Raw genomic sequence first — 16,521 nt, forward strand, 5'->3', positions numbered from 1 at the left:
AAAAAGATAGTTTTTCCTAGAACTTGTAGTTCTGCGTCAAAACTCCTATTTTTGCTTTGCTCGCTTCACGCTCTCGTATCTTGTGTTACCCCAAAAAAGGCTTGATATAGGGCTTTGAGGGCTTTTTCTTTTTCTTCTGTTTTGATGACAAAGAGGACGGAGACTTCACTCGCACCTTGGGAGATCATAGCCAAGTTGACATTTTCTTTTGAGAGGGCAGCAGTTGCGGTTGCAGTTACCCCGACATGGCTCTTCATATTTTCACCGACAATCATAATAATGGAAAGACCGTGTTCGATTTCTGCCTTGTCCACTTCGAGTTTCGAGTTAAGCTGGCGGAGAATTTCTTCTTCCTTGATAGGGGTTAATTCTCGGCTACGCAAAACAAGGGAGAGGTCGTCAATGCCGGTTGGGAGGTGTTCCCAGCGGATATTGAGTTCTTCTAGGATATGTAAGACCTTGCGACCAAATCCGACTTCTCGGTTCATCAAGTACTTGGACATATTGATGCTGACAAAGCCATCATCTGCTGCGATTCCAACGACAGGCAGCGTATGGTCGCTGTGCTTGAGGACGATCCGCGTGCCAGGGTGGTCTGGATTATTGGTGTTTTTAATGACGAGAGGGATACGTCCACGGTAGGCAGGGAGCAAGGCCTCGTCGTGCAGGACAGAAAAGCCAGCGTAGGCCAATTCCCGCATTTCGCGATAGGTCAATTCCTTGATGGAGTGTGGATTGTGAATGATCCCAGGGTGGGCTGCAAAAATCCCGTCTACATCTGTGAAGTTTTCATAGAGGTCAGCCTTGACCCCAGCAGCGATGATAGAACCTGTAATATCGGATCCTCCGCGTGAGAAGGTGCAGATTTGGTTGTCCACAGTTACCCCGAAAAATCCAGGAATAACCAAGACTTCGTCTGCCTCGCTTAGGGCTTCGATCTTATCATAACTAGATGGTAAAATACGCGCATTTCTAGGCTCTGAACTGACGATAATCCCTGCTTTCTTAGGATGGATATAGCGCGCAGGGATGCCTTTATAGGTGAAATATTCAGCGACTAATTTGGCATTATTATCCTCACCAGCTGCCAAAAAGGCATCATAGAGAAATTCATTGTCATCAATTGGAAGTGTTGCCAGATTCAGAATGCTTTCTGTGATTTTCTTCATACATTTACCCGGAAAACCGAGTTCGTCTACCATGGTTTGATAACGATTGATAATCCATTTTTGGCTACTAGAAAGGTCTTTACCATCTACATAGTTCTTGTAGTATTTGATAAGCGCATCTGTCACCTTTGTGTCACTACTATCACGTTTACCAGGGGCAGATACCACAACAAATCGACGTTCCGGATCTGCTTGAACGATGTTGAATACTTTTTCAAGCTGGGTAGCCGAAGCGAGAGAACTACCACCAAATTTGGTCACTTTCATAACAAATTTCAATCTCCTTTTATGCTTTTCATCATTATAGCAAAAACTGATACGCTTGTCAGCAGGCTTAGCACGAAAGTTGGCTAATGTCTGGAAGGTCATCAGACATCAGCTACTTTTACACATAATTTGGGGTGAAGTTGTTTGTTTTGTATCTTTCAGCTTGAGGGACATTGCCCTGCCTGTGGTTTTCTTGCCTGGTCAGCTTTTGATTGATGTATGCTATAATGATAGGAGAATATAACCAAAGGAGTAGCAGATGACCTATAAAGGGATTATTTTTGATATGGACGGTGTCTTGTTCCAGACGGAACATTTCTACTATCAGCGACGGGCAGATTTTCTAGCGACCAAGGGGTTGTCGGTCGCTCACCTAAATCCAGCTATTTTTGTTGGAGGTCGGGTCAATCAGGTGTGGAAGCTAGTCCTGCAAGATGACTATGCTAACTGGGATATTCCAGCTCTGGAAGCAGCATACAAGACCTACAAGGAGGCGAGACCAACTCCTTATCAGGATTGTGTATCTTCAGATGCCGCCAAGGTCTTGGCAGGTCTAACAGAGCGAGGGATGAAACTAGCCCTTGCCTCCAATACGGACCGCGATGAGATTGAGCGGGCTCTGACGGAAGCTGGGATTCGCTCCTATTTCTCCCATATCTTTTCGGGGACAGAATGCCGCGCTTGTAAGCCTGACCCTGAAATCTATGAAAAAGCGAGTGCTGCACTTGGCTGTGCTAAATCAGACATTTTGGTCATTGAAGATAGCCCGAAAGGGATTGAAGCAGGAAAAGCTGCTGGTCTTACTGTCTGGGCGATTCGGGATCAGGAATTTGGCTTAGACCAATCACAGGCAGATGATTTTTTAGACCAATTGGGTGACCTATTGCCTAAATTGTAAATGAAAGGGAGGCGTCTCCTTGTTCCTTATGCAGATAGGAGAATCATACCAGTTGGGGGAATGGGGAGAACTCTTATAGTCATTTAGTTTATCTTTTATTACTTCGTTAACTCGTCTTGTATAATTGAACTCGGGCTACGAGCTGTGCAAAAAAGAGCGATAACTGTTTCAGTTTTAGCTGATGATGGTTCTTTAGGAAATAGGCTGAAAACCTCCACTGGAGCTTTTCACTCGTCAAAACTCCTATTTTTGTTTTGCTCGTTTAACGCCCTTGTATCTTGTATAATTGAACTTGAGCTACAACTCACTGACAAAAAGATAAATACTCCTAGAAGCCAAAGCTTCTTCGTCGTATTTCCTATTTTGTTTAGGAGTTGCTTAACGCTCTCGTATCTTGAGTTGTACCATTGAGAAAAGTTACACTTTTCTTATCTATCGCTTGTCTAGTTATCAACTAGACAACTACCTGCGACTTTTAACGAAAACTTCGTTTTCTTTATTTCCGACCTCAAACAGTCTCTCCCCAGACTGTTTGAGCTAGTACTAAAAGTAAACTAAACAACTATATCAATTAAAAGAGTTCTCTTTTTCCTCACTCTTTAACTTCAAAGTTTAGGTTGAAACAATCTATTTTCAAACCGTATCACTCCCATTCTGCATGGTTGATTAAGCCATATTTGGAGTTTAAAAGCCGAACAAAGATGAATGATGCTTACCCTGTAAGTTTCATTTCCCATCTTCAACGTGTTATAGCTGTTGAAGCAATCAAATATGGAGCGCAGATGGTGGAGAAATTTCCCTTGCCTGCTGTCCAGATGGCACAGTTTGAAGCTTGCCACAATTGGCATTTTTCCGGCTGTCACACTAGGCTGGCTTGTTTTATGGGAAATCTGTGGTAGAATAACTCCAACACTTGAAACCTCTTTCTTTGAGGTTTCAAAGTAAAGGAGGAAAAAGATGACCTATACAACGATTCGATATGAAGTAGAGGAGCGGATAGCAAGACTGACCTTGTGCCGTCCGGAAGTGTCAAATGGCTTCAATATCCCTATGTGCGAAGAAATACTAGAGGCTATTGGACAGGCAGCTGGATCAGATGAGGTGGCTATCCTACTGATACAAGCAGAAGGAACGGTCTTTTCTGTTGGTGGTGATTTGGTTGAGATGAAGCGGGCAGTGGATGAAGATGACATTGCTTCCTTGGTTCGAATCGCGGAGCTGGTCAATCGGATTTCCTTTGCCTTGAAGAAATTGCCTAAGCCAGTCATCATGTTGACGGATGGGGCTGTGGCAGGTGCTGCAGCCAATATGGCTGTTGCAGCAGACTTTGTCCTTGCTTCTAGCAAGACCAAGTTCATTCAGGCTTTTGGAGGAGTTGGGCTAGCCCCTGATGCGGGAGGCTTGTTTTTACTTAGTCGTAGTATTGGTGCGACCCGTGCTAGTCAGTTGGCGATGACAGGCGAAAGTTTGACAGCAGAAAAGGCGCTAGAATATGGTTTGGTCTACCAAGTAGTGGAGCAAGAAGCGCTAGCTAAGGCATATCAGCAGTTGGTCAAGCGTCTCTTACGCTATTCTCCCAATTCCTATCGCGCAATCAAAGAATTGATGTGGAAGAGTGAGTTTGAGCAGTGGGAAGACTATGCCCAGTTGGAGTTGGAGCTCCAACGTGAACTTGCTTTCAAAGAAGATTTTAAAGAGGGAGTGCGCGCCCATTTTGAGCGCCGCAGACCACGATTTACAGGACGCTAGCAGGTTCAAGGGGGTATGGTTATAAATAATAGCCTGCGAAGCCAGAAGGTTGGAGGTAAGACGAGTGTCCTCGTGTCAAATGCTCTTTGTATCTTGTTTAATTGAACTCGGACTAAAACCTCGGAAAAAAGAGATGCAACTGTTGTAACTTTAGTTGCTTACAGGTGTGGCTCCCTTTAGAGGTGGGAAATAGAAGTTTGCGGAGCAAACTCTCTAATCTCTGCGTCAAATTTCCTAGTTTGCCGTAACTGTTGCAGGCTATGCCTGCTTTACAGGTACAGTAATAACAGTCAGGGAAGTGACTGTTATTACATGAAGAAGTGCGCTTTGAGTTTTTAACGTCCTCGTATCTTGTGGAATTGAGTTCAGCCTAAAACCTCGGAAAATAGAAAAACATTCCTAGCTCTAAAGGTATAGCATACCTTTAGAGGCGGGAAATAGAAGTTTGCGGAGCAAACTCTCTCTAATCTCTTCGTCATGTTTCCTAATTTTCATTCGGTTTTTTAACGGCTTCACATCTTGTATAACTGAACTCGAGCTACGAGCTGTGCAAAAAAGATAGATTTCCTCGTGTTCGTGGAACACAGCGTCAATCTCCTATTTTTGCTTTGCTCGCTTCACGCTCTCGTATCTTGTTTTTTCCGGTGTGACAGAAAATATTTGACAATCAAACTAATCTGTCGTATACTTTGAAGGTCAAAGTATGTAAGGAGGCTTTCGATTGTGGAAGATGCAAAGATAAATGAATATCTGACTGCGATTTTTAATAATGTACTCATCATTGAAGAAACCAGTCTGCGGGGAAGTCGTTTTAAAGATCTTTCGATCAAAGAAATGCACACAATCGATGTGATCGGTGACAAAGACGGTGTTACTCCGAGCGATGTTGCCCGTGCTTTGATGGTAACGCTGGGGACGGTGACAACCAGTTTGAATAATTTGGAGCGGAAAGGCTACATTGAACGGATTCGATCAACCAAAGATCGTCGTGTGATCCATCTTCATTTAACCAAAAAAGGAAGATTAGTCTATCGCTTGCATCAACGATTTCATAATGAAATGGTGCGTCAAATTACATCAGATATGGATGAAACTGAATTTAAGGTCATGAAAAAAGGCCTTTTGAAACTCTATCATTTCTTGGAGGATTTAAAATGACGACCTTTGCAAAAATCAGTCAGGTAGCCCATTATGCACCAGCGCAAGTCATTGAAAATGATCAATTAGCGCAGCTGATGGACACGAGTGATGAATGGATTGCATCGCGGACGGGGATCCGCAGGCGTCATATCAGCAAGGATGAAGAGACCAGTGATTTGGCTACGCAGGTAGCAAGTCAGCTCTTGGAAAAAAGTAGCTATGCTCCAGACACGATTGACTTTATTATCGTTGCAACGATGACACCTGATTCAGCCATGCCCTCAACGGCAGCGCGTGTTCAGGCTAATATCGGTGCAAGTCGGGCCTTTGCCTACGATTTGGTTGCCGCTTGCTCGGGCTTTGTCTTTGCCCTGTCGACTGCTGAAAAGTTGATCGCATCAGGGCGCTACCAAAGGGGGATGGTGATTGGGGCAGAAACCCTTTCCAAGACTCTTGACTGGTCAGATAGAAGCACAGCTGTTCTCTTTGGAGATGGTGCAGGCGGTGTCTTGCTAGAAGCAAGTGATCAGCCACATTTTCTAGATGAAATCCATCGGACAGATGGTAGCAGGGCTCAGGATTTGCAGTCGGGTGTTACAGGTCTATCCTCTCCTTTTTCAGAGGCAGGTGAAAATGCCCCCTATGTGAAAATGGAAGGACGTGCCATTTTTGAATTTGCGGTTCGTGATGTAACCAAGACCTTGCAGGACTTGCTTGCTCATCAAGGTTTGTCAGATGAAGATGTCGACTATTATTTGCTGCATCAGGCGAACCGACGAATCTTGGAAAAGATGGCGCAGAAACTGGGAAGTGACATGTCGAAATTCCCAGCCAATATGGCAGACTATGGCAATACCAGTGCAGCAAGCATTCCCATATTGCTATCGGAGTGTGTGGAGCAAGGAAAGATTTGTCTTGGTGCTGGTCAAACCCTTGTTATGAGTGGCTTTGGCGGAGGCTTGACCTGGGGAGCTATTCTATTAAAACTTTAGTTAATGAACTGTTTTTACAGTTATTAAATACTCTGCGAAAGGTAAAACCAGATTAGGCAACGACTTGTGATAGACACAATGAGAGCAAGGCATGGTTTTGAGGATCAAAGAGTAAGATTTTATTATTTTTTAAAGGAGAACTATCATGGCAGTATTTGAAAAAGTACAAGCAATCATCGTTGAAGAACTTGGTAAGGACGCAGAAGAAGTGAGCCTTACAACAACATTTGAAGATCTAGATGCAGATTCATTGGATCTATTTCAAGTTATTTCAGAAATCGAAGATGAATTTGATATTCAAATCGAATCTGAAGAAGGCTTGAATACTGTTGGCGACCTCGTAGCTTACGTAGAAGAGCAAACAAAATAATACTCGATACCATCAGTGCTTACCAGCGGAAAGACCTCTGACGAAGCCTTGTACTTGGGGAGTGGACGTAATCTTGATTTCGCCCCTCACTCCTAGTAGTATTGAGGTTGGAAATAAGTCTAGTCAGCTAGGTACGGGGATGGTATGAGGGATTGAAATGCTAGTTTCTAGCATTTTTGCTAAGGTTAATAGTTTGATATTCAAAACATTGAATAATCAAACTATTTTTGAAAGGGTAGTGGGAATACGAAGACCCGCTTCCTTGTTTGATTAATTGTTTGAACTTCACGCTCTTTAAAAATCAAAAGGATACTTTGTTAAGCGTCTATCCTAGACTGTTGAAGCTAGTAGATAAGACGAGTGACGCTCGCTCCAAACGAGAAGGAACAGCGTTCTATCTCCTAGATAGCGGACGCTTGTCCATGGTTGATCTTTATTGAGTATCAAATGATTAGTGAAGCAAATGAAGAATTGAAAAGGGGATATATGCAAACAAAGATTACAGAACTGCTTCAGATTCAGTATCCAATTTTCCAAGGTGGAATGGCATGGGTGGCAGATGGTGACTTAGCAGGAGCTGTCTCAAATGCAGGTGGTCTAGGGATTATCGGCGGCGGAAATGCTCCGAAAGAAGTTGTGAAAGCGAATATCGACAAGGTCAAAGCACTGACAGACAAGCCCTTTGGGGTCAATATCATGCTCTTGTCTCCGTTTGTTGATGACATTGTAGACTTGGTGATTGAAGAGGGTGTAAAAGTGGTGACGACTGGGGCTGGGAATCCAGGGAAATACATGGAACGTCTCCATGCAGCAGGTGTGACGGTCATTCCAGTTGTTCCGAGTGTTGCCCTTGCAAAACGGATGGAAAAACTAGGCGTTGATGCCATTATTGCAGAGGGCATGGAATCGGGTGGTCATATTGGTAAATTGACGACCATGACCTTGGTACGTCAGATAGTCGAAGCCGTTTCGATTCCAGTCATTGCAGCCGGAGGGATTGCGGATGGGCATGGTGCAGCAGCGGCATTTATGCTAGGAGCAGAAGCCGTTCAGATTGGCACACGTTTTGTAGTAGCAAAAGAATCCAATGCCCACCAGAATTTCAAGGACAAGATTCTCAAGGCAAGGGACATTGATACCACGATCTCTGCTCAGGTGGTTGGCCATCCCGTCCGTGCGCTAAAAAATAAACTTTCGACCGCTTATGCCAGTGCGGAAAAAGATTTTCTTCGTGGCTTGAAAGATAGTAAAGACATTGAAGAATTAGGGGCAGGTGCCCTGAGACTTGCGGTAGTCGACGGTGATGTAGAATATGGATCCGTTATGGCAGGTCAGATCGCTGGCTTGATCAGAAAAGAAGACTCCTGTGCGGAGATTTTGCGTGATATTTATGATGGAGCAGCGCAAGTCATCAAGGAACAAGCCGCACGCTGGACGACGAGTGGAGAATAAGATGACAAAAACAGCCTATTTATTTGCTGGTCAAGGTGCCCAGTACCTGGGAATGGGACGGGACTTGTACGACCGGTATGAGAGTGTGAGAGCAACCTTTGATGAAGCGACAGCTGTCCTAGGCTATGATGTGCGAGAACTGATTGACTTAGAGGAAGAAAAACTCAACCAGACCCGCTACACACAGCCGGCTATTTTGACCACCTCCGTTGCCATTTGGCGCTTGTTGCAGGAAAAGGGAGCAAGGGCAGACATGGTGGCTGGTCTATCGCTTGGGGAATACAGCTCCTTGGTCGCTGCAGGAGCCTTGGAATTTAAAGAGGCAGTTGCTCTGGTGGCGAAGCGTGGTGAATATATGGAAACGGCAGCTCCAGCAGGTAGCGGGAAAATGGTTGCCGTCTTGAACGCAGATCTGGAGACGATTGAGAGCGCCTGTCAGACGGCATCCGTCCACGGAATTGTGGCACCCGCCAACTATAATGCCCCTAGCCAAATCGTGATCGGTGGTGAAGTCGCTGCGGTGGATGCAGCAGTAAGACTACTGAAAGAGGCTGGCGTGAGGCGGATGATTCCCCTCAAGGTATCAGGACCATTTCATACAGCCCTGCTGCAATCAGCTTCAGAACGCTTGAGAGCAGCGCTAGCTAGTGTCTCCTTTCGAGATTTTGCGATTCCCTTGGTTGGCAATACCCTTGCCCGAATTATGGACAAGGAAGAGATCGTCCCTCTTTTGACGCGTCAAGTTATGGAACCCGTTCGTTTTTATGATTCGATTGCTTGCTTGCAAGAGGCAGGTGTAACAGACTTTGTTGAGATTGGTCCAGGAACCGTCTTATCAGGTTTTTTGAAAAAAATAGATCCTTCAGTAAGTGTCAGACAGGTGGAAAATCTCGCGACGCTTGAAGCATTCGTGAAAGAGGAGTAAACAAATGGATGTAAGTGGAAAAAATGTATTGATTACAGGGTCAAGTCGTGGAATCGGTCTTGGGATCGCCCATGAATTTGCCAAGCAAGGCGCTAATGTCATCCTAAACGGACGTAGCAGCATTTCAGAAGAAATCCTAGAGAGCTTATCCGGCTACGGTGTTAAGGTTCATGTGGTGATTGGAGATGTAGCCAAGCAAGCTGACGCCAAGCGCATGGTTGCAGAAGCGACTGAACTGGCAGGTTCTATCGATATTCTAGTCAACAATGCAGGGATTACTAAGGATGGTCTAGCACTTAGAATGTCAGAAGATGATTTTGAAGCGGTGCTCAAGGTGAACCTGACAGGAACCTTTAACATGACACAAGCGGTTTTGAAACCCATGACCAAGGCAAAGAGCGGAGCCATTATCAATGTATCTAGCGTTGCAGGGCTGATGGGCAATGCAGGTCAAGCCAATTATGCGGCTTCTAAGGCAGGTGTGATCGGCTTTACCAAATCGATTGCCCGTGAGGTAGCAGGACGGAATGTTCGCGTCAATGCGATTGCTCCCGGCTTTATTGAATCAGATATGACAGCTGTATTATCCGATAAGATTAAAGACGCCATGCTAGGACAGATTCCTATGAAGCGCTTTGGGTTGACGCAAGAAGTCGCAGAAGTCGCAGTTTTTCTAGCCCGCCAGGAGTACCTCACTGGTCAAGTCATCGCGATTGATGGCGGTCTAACCATGCAGTAAGGAGTAAGACATGACAACAAATCGAGTAGTAGTAACAGGATACGGCTTAACCTCACCGATTGGCAACACACCTGAGGAATTTTGGAAGAGCTTAAAAGCTGGGAAAATCGGGATTGGACCGATTACCAAATTCGACACCAGTGATTATAAGATCCACAATGCAGCAGAAGTGTCAGACTTTCCTTTTGACAAGTATTTCGTCAAAAAAGACTATAACCGCTATGATCTGTACTCTCTTTACGCCATGTATGCAGCTAACGAAGCAGTTGCCAATGCAGGTTTAGAGACAGACAACCTCGACCGTGATCGTTTCGGAGTGGTCTTATCAACAGGGATTGGCGGGATCAAGGAAATCGAAGAGCAGGTTGAAAAAATGAACACGAAGGGAGCCAAGCGCATTCGTCCGATGGCTCTTCCCAAGGCTCTTCCTAACATGGCTGCTGGAAATATCGCCATGCAGGTAGGGGCAAATGGGATCTGTAAGTGTGTGATCACCGCTTGTTCTTCTTCAAATGACGCTCTTGGTGAGGCTTTTCGTGAAATCAAATTCGGTTTCCAAGATGTCATTTTAGCAGGTGGGGCAGAGGCAGCGATTACGCCATTTGCGATCGGTGGTTTTCAAGCCTTGACTGCCCTGTCTACTACTGAAGATCCGTTCAGAGCTTCAATTCCATTTGACAAGGATCGCAACGGTTTTGTCATGGGAGAAGGGGCAGCGGTTCTGGTCTTGGAGAGTCTGGAGCATGCCGAGAAGCGCGGTGCGACTATCCTAGCAGAAATCGTTGGCTATGGAAATACCTGCGATGCCCACCATATGACGTCTCCTCATCCAGAAGGTCTCGGTGCCATCAAGGCTATGAAATTGGCAATCGGTGAAGCGGGTCTCAAGCCTGAGGATATTGATTATATCAATGCTCATGGTACCTCTACACCAGCCAATGAAAAGGGAGAAAGCCAAGCAATTGTCGCAGTATTTGGCACAGAAACTCCAGTTTCTTCTACCAAGTCTTATACGGGACATCTGTTGGGTGCGGCAGGTGCAATTGAGGCGGTTGCGGTGATTGAGGCGATGCGCCATTCGCATGCTCCAAAAACAGCAGGCACGCAAGAACTATCTGATGACATTGAAGCAGATGTTATTTACGGTCAAGGCCGGGATATGGAGATTCGCTATGCCATTTCAAATACCTTTGGCTTTGGTGGACACAATGCGGTCATTGCCTTTAAACGTTGGGAGGATTAAGTGAACAATGCAGAGATTAAGGACTTGATGACCCAATTTGATCAGTCAAGTCTACGTGAATTTTCCTATAAAAATAACGGTGTTCAACTGGTCTTCAGTAAAAATGAGCAGAAGCCAGAAATGCCCATAAGCCCCGTTCCAGTATCAGAAGCGGCTGTTGCCCCTCAAGTAGTAGTTGCATCAGAAACGACACTTGAGGTCGCTAGCCAAGGGACAGTGGTTGAAAGCCCCCTCGTAGGAGTGGCTTATGTGTCACCTTCGCCTGACAAACCAGCCTTTGTCACCGTTGGAGATACTGTTAAAAAAGGTCAGACAGTGATGATTGTAGAGGCCATGAAGGTCATGAATGAAATCCCTGCACCCTGCGACGGAACGGTAGAGAAGATCTTGGTTGCAAATGAAGATGTGGTGGAATTTGGACAAGGATTGGTACGGATTATATGATAACGATTCAAGAAATGAAAGAAGCACTACCTCATCGTTACCCCATGCTCTTGGTGGATCGGGTGCTTGAGATAAAGGAAGATGAGATTGTTGCTCTTAAAAATGTGACCATTAACGAGCCTTTCTTCAACGGGCATTTTCCAGATTATCCTGTCATGCCCGGAGTTTTGATTATGGAGGCGCTGGCACAGACGGCAGGTATCCTAGAGTTATCCAAGGAAGACAATAAGGGCAAGCTGGTCTTTTACGCAGGCATGGATAAGGTGAAGTTCAAACGGCAGGTCATCCCGGGCGACCAGCTCATCATGACGGCTCGCTTTGTCAAACGTCGCGGCACGATTGCAGTCGTAGAAGCCAAGGCAGAAGTAGACGGGAAATTAGCAGCTAGTGGGACCTTGACCTTTGCCATTGGCAGTTAAAATAAGATACGAGAGCGTTAAGCAACTCCTAGACAAAATAGGAAATCGAAGTAGGGTGTCTTGCACCCAATGAGATTTATCTTTTTGTCAGTGAGTTGTAGCTCGAGTTCAATTCCACAAGATACACAGCCCATAAAAATTCATTGCGTAAGCCGAGGGTCTTTACATCTGTAATCAGTTAAACCTGGAACAGCTACGCTGTTTTTTGTACAGGGGTTAGGTGTCTTCCATTTATTATTTTTTGATTTTTAGTGAGGATAAGAAAAAGGAGGAGAGCATGTTTCGGAAAATTCTGATAGCCAATCGTGGGGAGATTGCTGTGCGGATCATTCGCGCAGCACGTGAATTGGGGATTGCAACGGTAGCAGTGTATGCAACAGCTGACAAGGAAGCTCTCCATACCATGCTGGCTGACGAGGCGATTTGTATCGGCCCAGCCCGTTCGCGGGACTCTTATTTGAATATGAATGCCATTATTTCTGCTGCAGTGGTGACAGGAGCAGAGGCAATTCATCCGGGCTTTGGCTTTCTAAGTGAAAATTCAACCTTTGCGACCCTGTGTGCAGAAGTAGGCATTACCTTTATCGGGCCATCTGGAGCAGTCATGGATATGATGGGGGACAAAATCAATGCCCGTGCCCAGATGATTCAGGCAGATGTCCCAGTTATTCCGGGTTCGGATGGGGAGATTATGACTGCAGATGAGGCACTGGCTGTCGCAGAAAAAATTGGCTATCCCGTCATGCTCAAGGCAGCAGCTGGTGGCGGTGGAAAGGGGATTCGTAAGGTAGAAAAAGCCTCTGATTTAGCGCCCGCCTTTGAATCTGCCTCAAGTGAAGCCAAGGCTGCTTTTGGTAACGGCGCGATGTATTTGGAGCGGGTCATCTATCCCGCCCGACACATTGAAGTCCAGATCTTAGCGGATCGATACGGGCATGTCGTGCATTTAGGTGAGCGAGACTGTTCGCTCCAGCGTAACAATCAAAAGGTATTGGAAGAAGCTCCCTCTATTGCGATTGGGCAAACCCTTCGTGAGAAGATTGGTCAGGCAGCAGTGCGTGCAGCAGCTTCAGTCGGCTATGAAAATGCGGGAACGATTGAATTTCTTTTAGATGAAGCTAGTGGTCAATTCTACTTTATGGAAATGAATACCCGCGTGCAGGTCGAGCATCCGGTAACTGAGTTTGTGACAGGTGTTGATATTGTTAAAGAGCAAATCCGTATTGCCGCAGGTCAAGAATTGAGCGTTAGCCAAGAAGCTATCGTGATTCAAGGACATGCTATTGAATGCCGGATCAATGCTGAAAATCCAGCCTGTAACTTTGCCCCAAGTCCTGGAAAGATTTCCAACCTCTATCTCCCGAGCGGTGGGGTTGGACTACGGGTGGACTCCGCTGTCTATCCGGGATATACCATTCCGCCTTACTATGACAGTATGATTGCCAAGGTCATTGTCCATGGTGCCAACCGTTTTGAGGCACTGATGAAAATGCAACGTGCCCTCTATGAACTAGAAATTGACGGTCTTGTAACCAATACAGACTTTCAGTTGGACTTGATCGCAGACAAGCGCGTGGTCGCAGGTGACTACGATACAGCCTATCTTATGGAAGAGTTCTTACCGCGCTATTGTCAGGAATTGGATTAGCCGAGTATCCTCGTGTCAAGTACTTGTAATGGAGTTAGGACTAGGCACTTTGTGAAAAAGGGGGACACCTGTTTCAGCTCTAGCTAATACAGGTGTGGTATTAACAGTCAGGGGAGTAACTGTTAGTAATTGAAGGGGAGGCAGGTGTTCCAGATTTGTCTAGTTACAGGAGTTCGTGAGTAGGCTGAAAAGTTCCACTGGAGCTTTTCACTCGTCAGATTTCCGATTTTCGCTTTGAGTTTTTAACGGGCTTTGTATCTTAGAATTGAACTCGGACTACGAGCTGTGCAAAAAAGATAGATTTCCTCGTGTTCGTGGAACACAGCGTCAATCTCCTATTTTTGCTTTGCTCGCTTAACGTCCTCGTATCTTGGTTAATTGAACTCGAGCTACAACTCACTGACAAAAAGATAAATCTCATTGGGTGCAAGACACCCTGCTTCGATTTCCTATTTTGTCTAGGAGTTGTTTAACGCTCTCGTATCTTGGTTAAGGAGGAGATATGGTTTTATTTGGAAAAAAGGATAAATATATTCGTATCAATCCTAATCGGTCTCTTGTGCAAGAGACTACTAAAAGGCCGGAAGTGCCGGATGCCTTGTTTTCAAAATGTCCAGCCTGTAAACGTCTGATTTACCAGAAGGAATTGGGACAGGAGAAGATGTGCCAGCATTGCTCCTATGCCTTTCGTATCGGTGCCTACGAGCGTTTAGCTCTAATAGTTGATGAGGATTCGTTCGAGGAATTATTTACAGGTATTGAAACAACAAATCCTCTTGATTTTCCAGCCTATATGGAAAAATTAAGCACAGTCCGCCAAAAGACAGGATTAGATGAGGCTGTCTTGACGGGAAGGGCACGAATTCTAGGGCAGGATGTGGCGCTTGGAATCATGGATTCTTCCTTTATCATGGCTAGCATGGGGACGGTTGTCGGGGAAAAGATTACCCGTCTCTTTGAATATGCCTTGGAGCAAGAATTGCCTGTCGTCCTATTTACAGCTTCAGGGGGTGCTAGAATGCAGGAGGGAATTATGAGCCTCATGCAAATGGCAAAGATTTCTGCGGCTGTTAAGCGTCATTCCAATGCAGGTCTTTTTTACTTAACGATTCTAACAGACCCAACGACAGGTGGCGTAACCGCCTCCTTTGCCATGGAGGGAGATATTATCCTAGCTGAACCGCAGGCCTTGATCGGCTTTGCAGGTCGTCGTGTAATTGAAACCACGGTTCGTGAGCAGCTGCCAGACAATTTTCAAAAGGCAGAATTTCTGCAGGAACATGGCTTTGTAGATGCGATTGTCAAACGGCAGGAACTGCGGGATACCATTGGTTTTCTAGTCAGAGTGCATGGAGGAAGAAGATGACGGATATAGCAAAGATAATTCGACAAGCGCGTGATCAGGCACGTTTAACCAGTCTGGATTACGCCCGTCTGCTACTAGATGATTTTATGGAATTGCATGGTGATCGTCAGTTTCGGGATGATGGCGCTGTTATCGGAGGTGTCGGTTTTTTAGGTGAAATAGCTGTCACAGTGGTGGGCATCCAAAAGGGAAAGAGTTTGCAGGACAATCTCAAACGTAATTTTGGTCAGCCACATCCAGAAGGCTACCGAAAGGCGCTACGTCTGATGAAGCAGGCTGAGAAATTCGGGCGTCCCATCCTCACCTTGATCAACACTGCAGGAGCTTATCCAGGAATCGGTGCCGAGGAGCGAGGTCAGGGAGAAGCAATTGCCCGCAACCTCATGGAAATGAGCGATTTAAGAGTCCCGATCATTGCCCTAATTATCGGTGAGGGAGGTTCTGGCGGAGCCTTAGCCCTCGCAGTAGCAGACAGAGTGTGGATGCTAGAAAATGCGATCTATGCGATATTGAGCCCAGAAGGATTTGCATCTATTTTATGGAAAGATGCTAGCCGTGCTATGGAGGCAGCTCGGCTCATGAAAATTACCTCTTACGAGCTCATGGAAATGGGAGTGGTTGATAAGGTCATTTCAGAGCAAGAGAGCCAGCAAGAGATTGTAAACCGCTTGAAAAAAGAATTGATGGAAAGTTTTCAGTACCTACAATCTCTACCAGCAGAGAAGCTAGTTGCAGAACGCTACCAACGCTTTCGAAAATATTAAAAGTGAGGAAGAGCATGATTTTAAGAAAATCACCACCCTCATTTTTTGTTTTCACTGTGTGCTTTTAATGCCCTCGAATCTTGTGGAATGGAGTTCAGCCTAAAACCTCGAAAAAAAGAGACATAACTGTTTCACCCTTAGCTGCTTCCACAGTCTAGGAATAGACTGTGGAAGGTGGGAGATAAAACGAGCAGTTCTCGTGTCAAACAGTCTAGGAATAGACTGTGGAAGGTTGGCGATAGAACGAGAGAAACTCGTGTCAAGTGTGGCTCTCTTAGATACAAATTTTCAACGAACCGCTTCTAAAAGATTGACTGTTGCCTTGTTCCTCGTTTCAAGAGGAGCAGGGCTATTTTTTGTTTTCTAGAGATAATCCACTGGCTAATTTTAGTTGAAAACTTTTCTGACCAAATTATGTACCATAAAAAACAAGAAACCCATTTACATAAGGCAGTCTTTTTGCTATAATGATTGGTGTAAAGGAGAGGTGGAAATCCTTAGGGAGACTTGGGGGGTAGGCTCTTTTCAACTCTCCCTATGATGTGGGTTCGTCCTGCTATATAACTAAAGGAGAAAGATGATGAAAAAGATCAGAAAGTTCGTAACTTGGCTGATGTTACTGACGCTGGTGGTGTCCCATTCGCCACTGGTCTATGCCGAAGAAATCGGTCAGGCGATCAAGCAAGGTCAGCTTGAAGCAGACTACCAAGAAGCGCTTGAGGAAGCGAATAAACAAACGGTAGGCTCTGACAATGCCAATCATACAGCCCCAGCCCCTGCTGGACAAGAGGCGATCCCGTCAAAGGAGAAGGCGGGTGACGCAATCCAACAACCCAAGGTGGTGGCACAAGAAAGTGATGCCGAAAGCGCTTTGAAAGCCCAATACGGTGAACCAGTAGCCGTTAGTGGTCAAGAACAGCTCTATCGTGTGGATGA

16 protein-coding genes are annotated in these 16,521 nt (G+C 45.5%); 15 read left to right on the forward strand and 1 reads right to left on the reverse strand.

The features are described 5' to 3' along the window. Window positions 1-65 precede the first annotated feature (65 nt). A complete protein-coding gene (locus tag BU200_RS06620) occupies window positions 66-1,436 on the reverse strand; it encodes an aspartate kinase (RefSeq protein WP_075099444.1) in 1,371 nt (456 codons plus the stop codon). A gap of 259 nt (window positions 1,437-1,695) precedes the next feature. On the opposite strand from BU200_RS06620, the gene BU200_RS06625 reads away from it, so the two are divergent. From BU200_RS06625 to BU200_RS06705, 15 genes are all read left to right on the forward strand, one after another. Continuing rightward, window positions 1,696-2,334 carry an HAD family hydrolase gene (locus BU200_RS06625; RefSeq protein ID WP_075099429.1) on the forward strand — a complete coding sequence of 213 codons (639 nt, stop codon included), beginning with the start codon at window positions 1,696-1,698 and terminating at the stop codon, window positions 2,332-2,334. A gap of 957 nt (window positions 2,335-3,291) precedes the next feature. Then, window positions 3,292-4,083: a trans-2-decenoyl-ACP isomerase gene (gene fabM / locus BU200_RS06635; RefSeq protein WP_075099431.1), complete on the forward strand. Its 792-nt coding sequence runs from the start codon at window positions 3,292-3,294 to the stop codon at window positions 4,081-4,083. A gap of 723 nt (window positions 4,084-4,806) precedes the next feature. Continuing rightward, the gene (gene fabT, locus BU200_RS06645; protein WP_075099433.1) at window positions 4,807-5,241 is read left to right on the forward strand and encodes a fatty acid biosynthesis transcriptional regulator FabT; all 435 of its coding nucleotides are present in this window, start codon (window positions 4,807-4,809) and stop codon (window positions 5,239-5,241) included. Then, window positions 5,238-6,215 (forward strand): beta-ketoacyl-ACP synthase III, encoded by a 978-nt coding sequence (locus BU200_RS06650; RefSeq protein ID WP_075099434.1) that lies wholly within the window; start codon window positions 5,238-5,240, stop codon window positions 6,213-6,215. Before fabT ends, BU200_RS06650 begins: the two co-directional genes overlap by 4 nt. A gap of 145 nt (window positions 6,216-6,360) precedes the next feature. Beyond that, complete coding sequence (locus BU200_RS06655) at window positions 6,361-6,585, forward strand: acyl carrier protein (RefSeq protein ID WP_075099435.1); 225 nt, start codon at window positions 6,361-6,363, stop codon at window positions 6,583-6,585. Between the two features lie 486 nt (window positions 6,586-7,071). Beyond that, window positions 7,072-8,037, forward strand: a complete 966-nt coding sequence (gene fabK / locus BU200_RS06660) for an enoyl-[acyl-carrier-protein] reductase FabK (RefSeq protein ID WP_075099445.1) — start codon at window positions 7,072-7,074, stop codon at window positions 8,035-8,037. 1 nt (window position 8,038) lies between these two features. Next, on the forward strand, window positions 8,039-8,962 hold the full coding sequence (gene fabD, locus BU200_RS06665; RefSeq protein WP_075099436.1) for an ACP S-malonyltransferase: 924 nt from the start codon (window positions 8,039-8,041) through the stop codon (window positions 8,960-8,962). Window positions 8,963-8,966: 4 nt separating this feature from the next. Further along, window positions 8,967-9,701 (forward strand): 3-oxoacyl-[acyl-carrier-protein] reductase, encoded by a 735-nt coding sequence (fabG, locus tag BU200_RS06670; RefSeq protein ID WP_075099437.1) that lies wholly within the window; start codon window positions 8,967-8,969, stop codon window positions 9,699-9,701. Window positions 9,702-9,711: 10 nt separating this feature from the next. Continuing rightward, a complete protein-coding gene (gene fabF, locus BU200_RS06675; RefSeq protein ID WP_075099438.1) occupies window positions 9,712-10,944 on the forward strand; it encodes a beta-ketoacyl-ACP synthase II in 1,233 nt (410 codons plus the stop codon). Further along, the gene (accB, locus tag BU200_RS06680) at window positions 10,945-11,388 is read left to right on the forward strand and encodes an acetyl-CoA carboxylase biotin carboxyl carrier protein (protein ID WP_075099439.1); all 444 of its coding nucleotides are present in this window, start codon (window positions 10,945-10,947) and stop codon (window positions 11,386-11,388) included. Further along, entirely contained in the window at window positions 11,385-11,807 is a 423-nt protein-coding gene (gene fabZ, locus BU200_RS06685; protein ID WP_075099440.1) for a 3-hydroxyacyl-ACP dehydratase FabZ, read from the forward strand. The genes accB and fabZ overlap by 4 nt, the downstream gene beginning before the upstream one ends. Window positions 11,808-12,084: 277 nt before the next feature. Further along, a complete protein-coding gene (gene accC, locus BU200_RS06690) occupies window positions 12,085-13,455 on the forward strand; it encodes an acetyl-CoA carboxylase biotin carboxylase subunit (RefSeq protein WP_075099441.1) in 1,371 nt (456 codons plus the stop codon). Between the two features lie 502 nt (window positions 13,456-13,957). Continuing rightward, window positions 13,958-14,821, forward strand: a complete 864-nt coding sequence (accD, locus tag BU200_RS06695; protein ID WP_075099442.1) for an acetyl-CoA carboxylase, carboxyltransferase subunit beta — start codon at window positions 13,958-13,960, stop codon at window positions 14,819-14,821. Continuing rightward, window positions 14,818-15,585 carry an acetyl-CoA carboxylase carboxyl transferase subunit alpha gene (locus BU200_RS06700; RefSeq protein ID WP_075099443.1) on the forward strand — a complete coding sequence of 256 codons (768 nt, stop codon included), beginning with the start codon at window positions 14,818-14,820 and terminating at the stop codon, window positions 15,583-15,585. The genes accD and BU200_RS06700 overlap by 4 nt, the downstream gene beginning before the upstream one ends. 577 nt (window positions 15,586-16,162) lie before the next feature. Beyond that, on the forward strand, window positions 16,163-16,521 hold a 359-nt coding region (locus BU200_RS06705), incomplete at its 3' end, for a hypothetical protein (RefSeq protein WP_142237027.1).

It is taken from the genome of Streptococcus acidominimus (assembly GCF_001921825.1).
Classification (GTDB): Bacteria; Bacillota; Bacilli; order Lactobacillales; family Streptococcaceae; genus Streptococcus; species Streptococcus acidominimus.

What these genes read in the sequence shown, in the direction of transcription:
- BU200_RS06620 (WP_075099444.1), bottom strand. Translation starts at nt 1,436, where the DNA reads ATGAAAGTGACCAAATTTGGTGGTAGTTCTCTCGCTTCGGCTACCCAG.
- BU200_RS06625 (WP_075099429.1), top strand. Translation starts at nt 1,696, where the DNA reads ATGACCTATAAAGGGATTATTTTTGATATGGACGGTGTCTTGTTCCAG.
- fabM (WP_075099431.1), top strand. Translation starts at nt 3,292, where the DNA reads ATGACCTATACAACGATTCGATATGAAGTAGAGGAGCGGATAGCAAGA.
- BU200_RS06650 (WP_075099434.1), top strand. Translation starts at nt 5,238, where the DNA reads ATGACGACCTTTGCAAAAATCAGTCAGGTAGCCCATTATGCACCAGCG.
- BU200_RS06655 (WP_075099435.1), top strand. Translation starts at nt 6,361, where the DNA reads ATGGCAGTATTTGAAAAAGTACAAGCAATCATCGTTGAAGAACTTGGT.
- fabK (WP_075099445.1), top strand. Translation starts at nt 7,072, where the DNA reads ATGCAAACAAAGATTACAGAACTGCTTCAGATTCAGTATCCAATTTTC.
- fabD (WP_075099436.1), top strand. Translation starts at nt 8,039, where the DNA reads ATGACAAAAACAGCCTATTTATTTGCTGGTCAAGGTGCCCAGTACCTG.
- fabG (WP_075099437.1), top strand. Translation starts at nt 8,967, where the DNA reads ATGGATGTAAGTGGAAAAAATGTATTGATTACAGGGTCAAGTCGTGGA.
- fabF (WP_075099438.1), top strand. Translation starts at nt 9,712, where the DNA reads ATGACAACAAATCGAGTAGTAGTAACAGGATACGGCTTAACCTCACCG.
- fabZ (WP_075099440.1), top strand. Translation starts at nt 11,385, where the DNA reads ATGATAACGATTCAAGAAATGAAAGAAGCACTACCTCATCGTTACCCC.
- accC (WP_075099441.1), top strand. Translation starts at nt 12,085, where the DNA reads ATGTTTCGGAAAATTCTGATAGCCAATCGTGGGGAGATTGCTGTGCGG.
- accD (WP_075099442.1), top strand. Translation starts at nt 13,958, where the DNA reads ATGGTTTTATTTGGAAAAAAGGATAAATATATTCGTATCAATCCTAAT.
- BU200_RS06700 (WP_075099443.1), top strand. Translation starts at nt 14,818, where the DNA reads ATGACGGATATAGCAAAGATAATTCGACAAGCGCGTGATCAGGCACGT.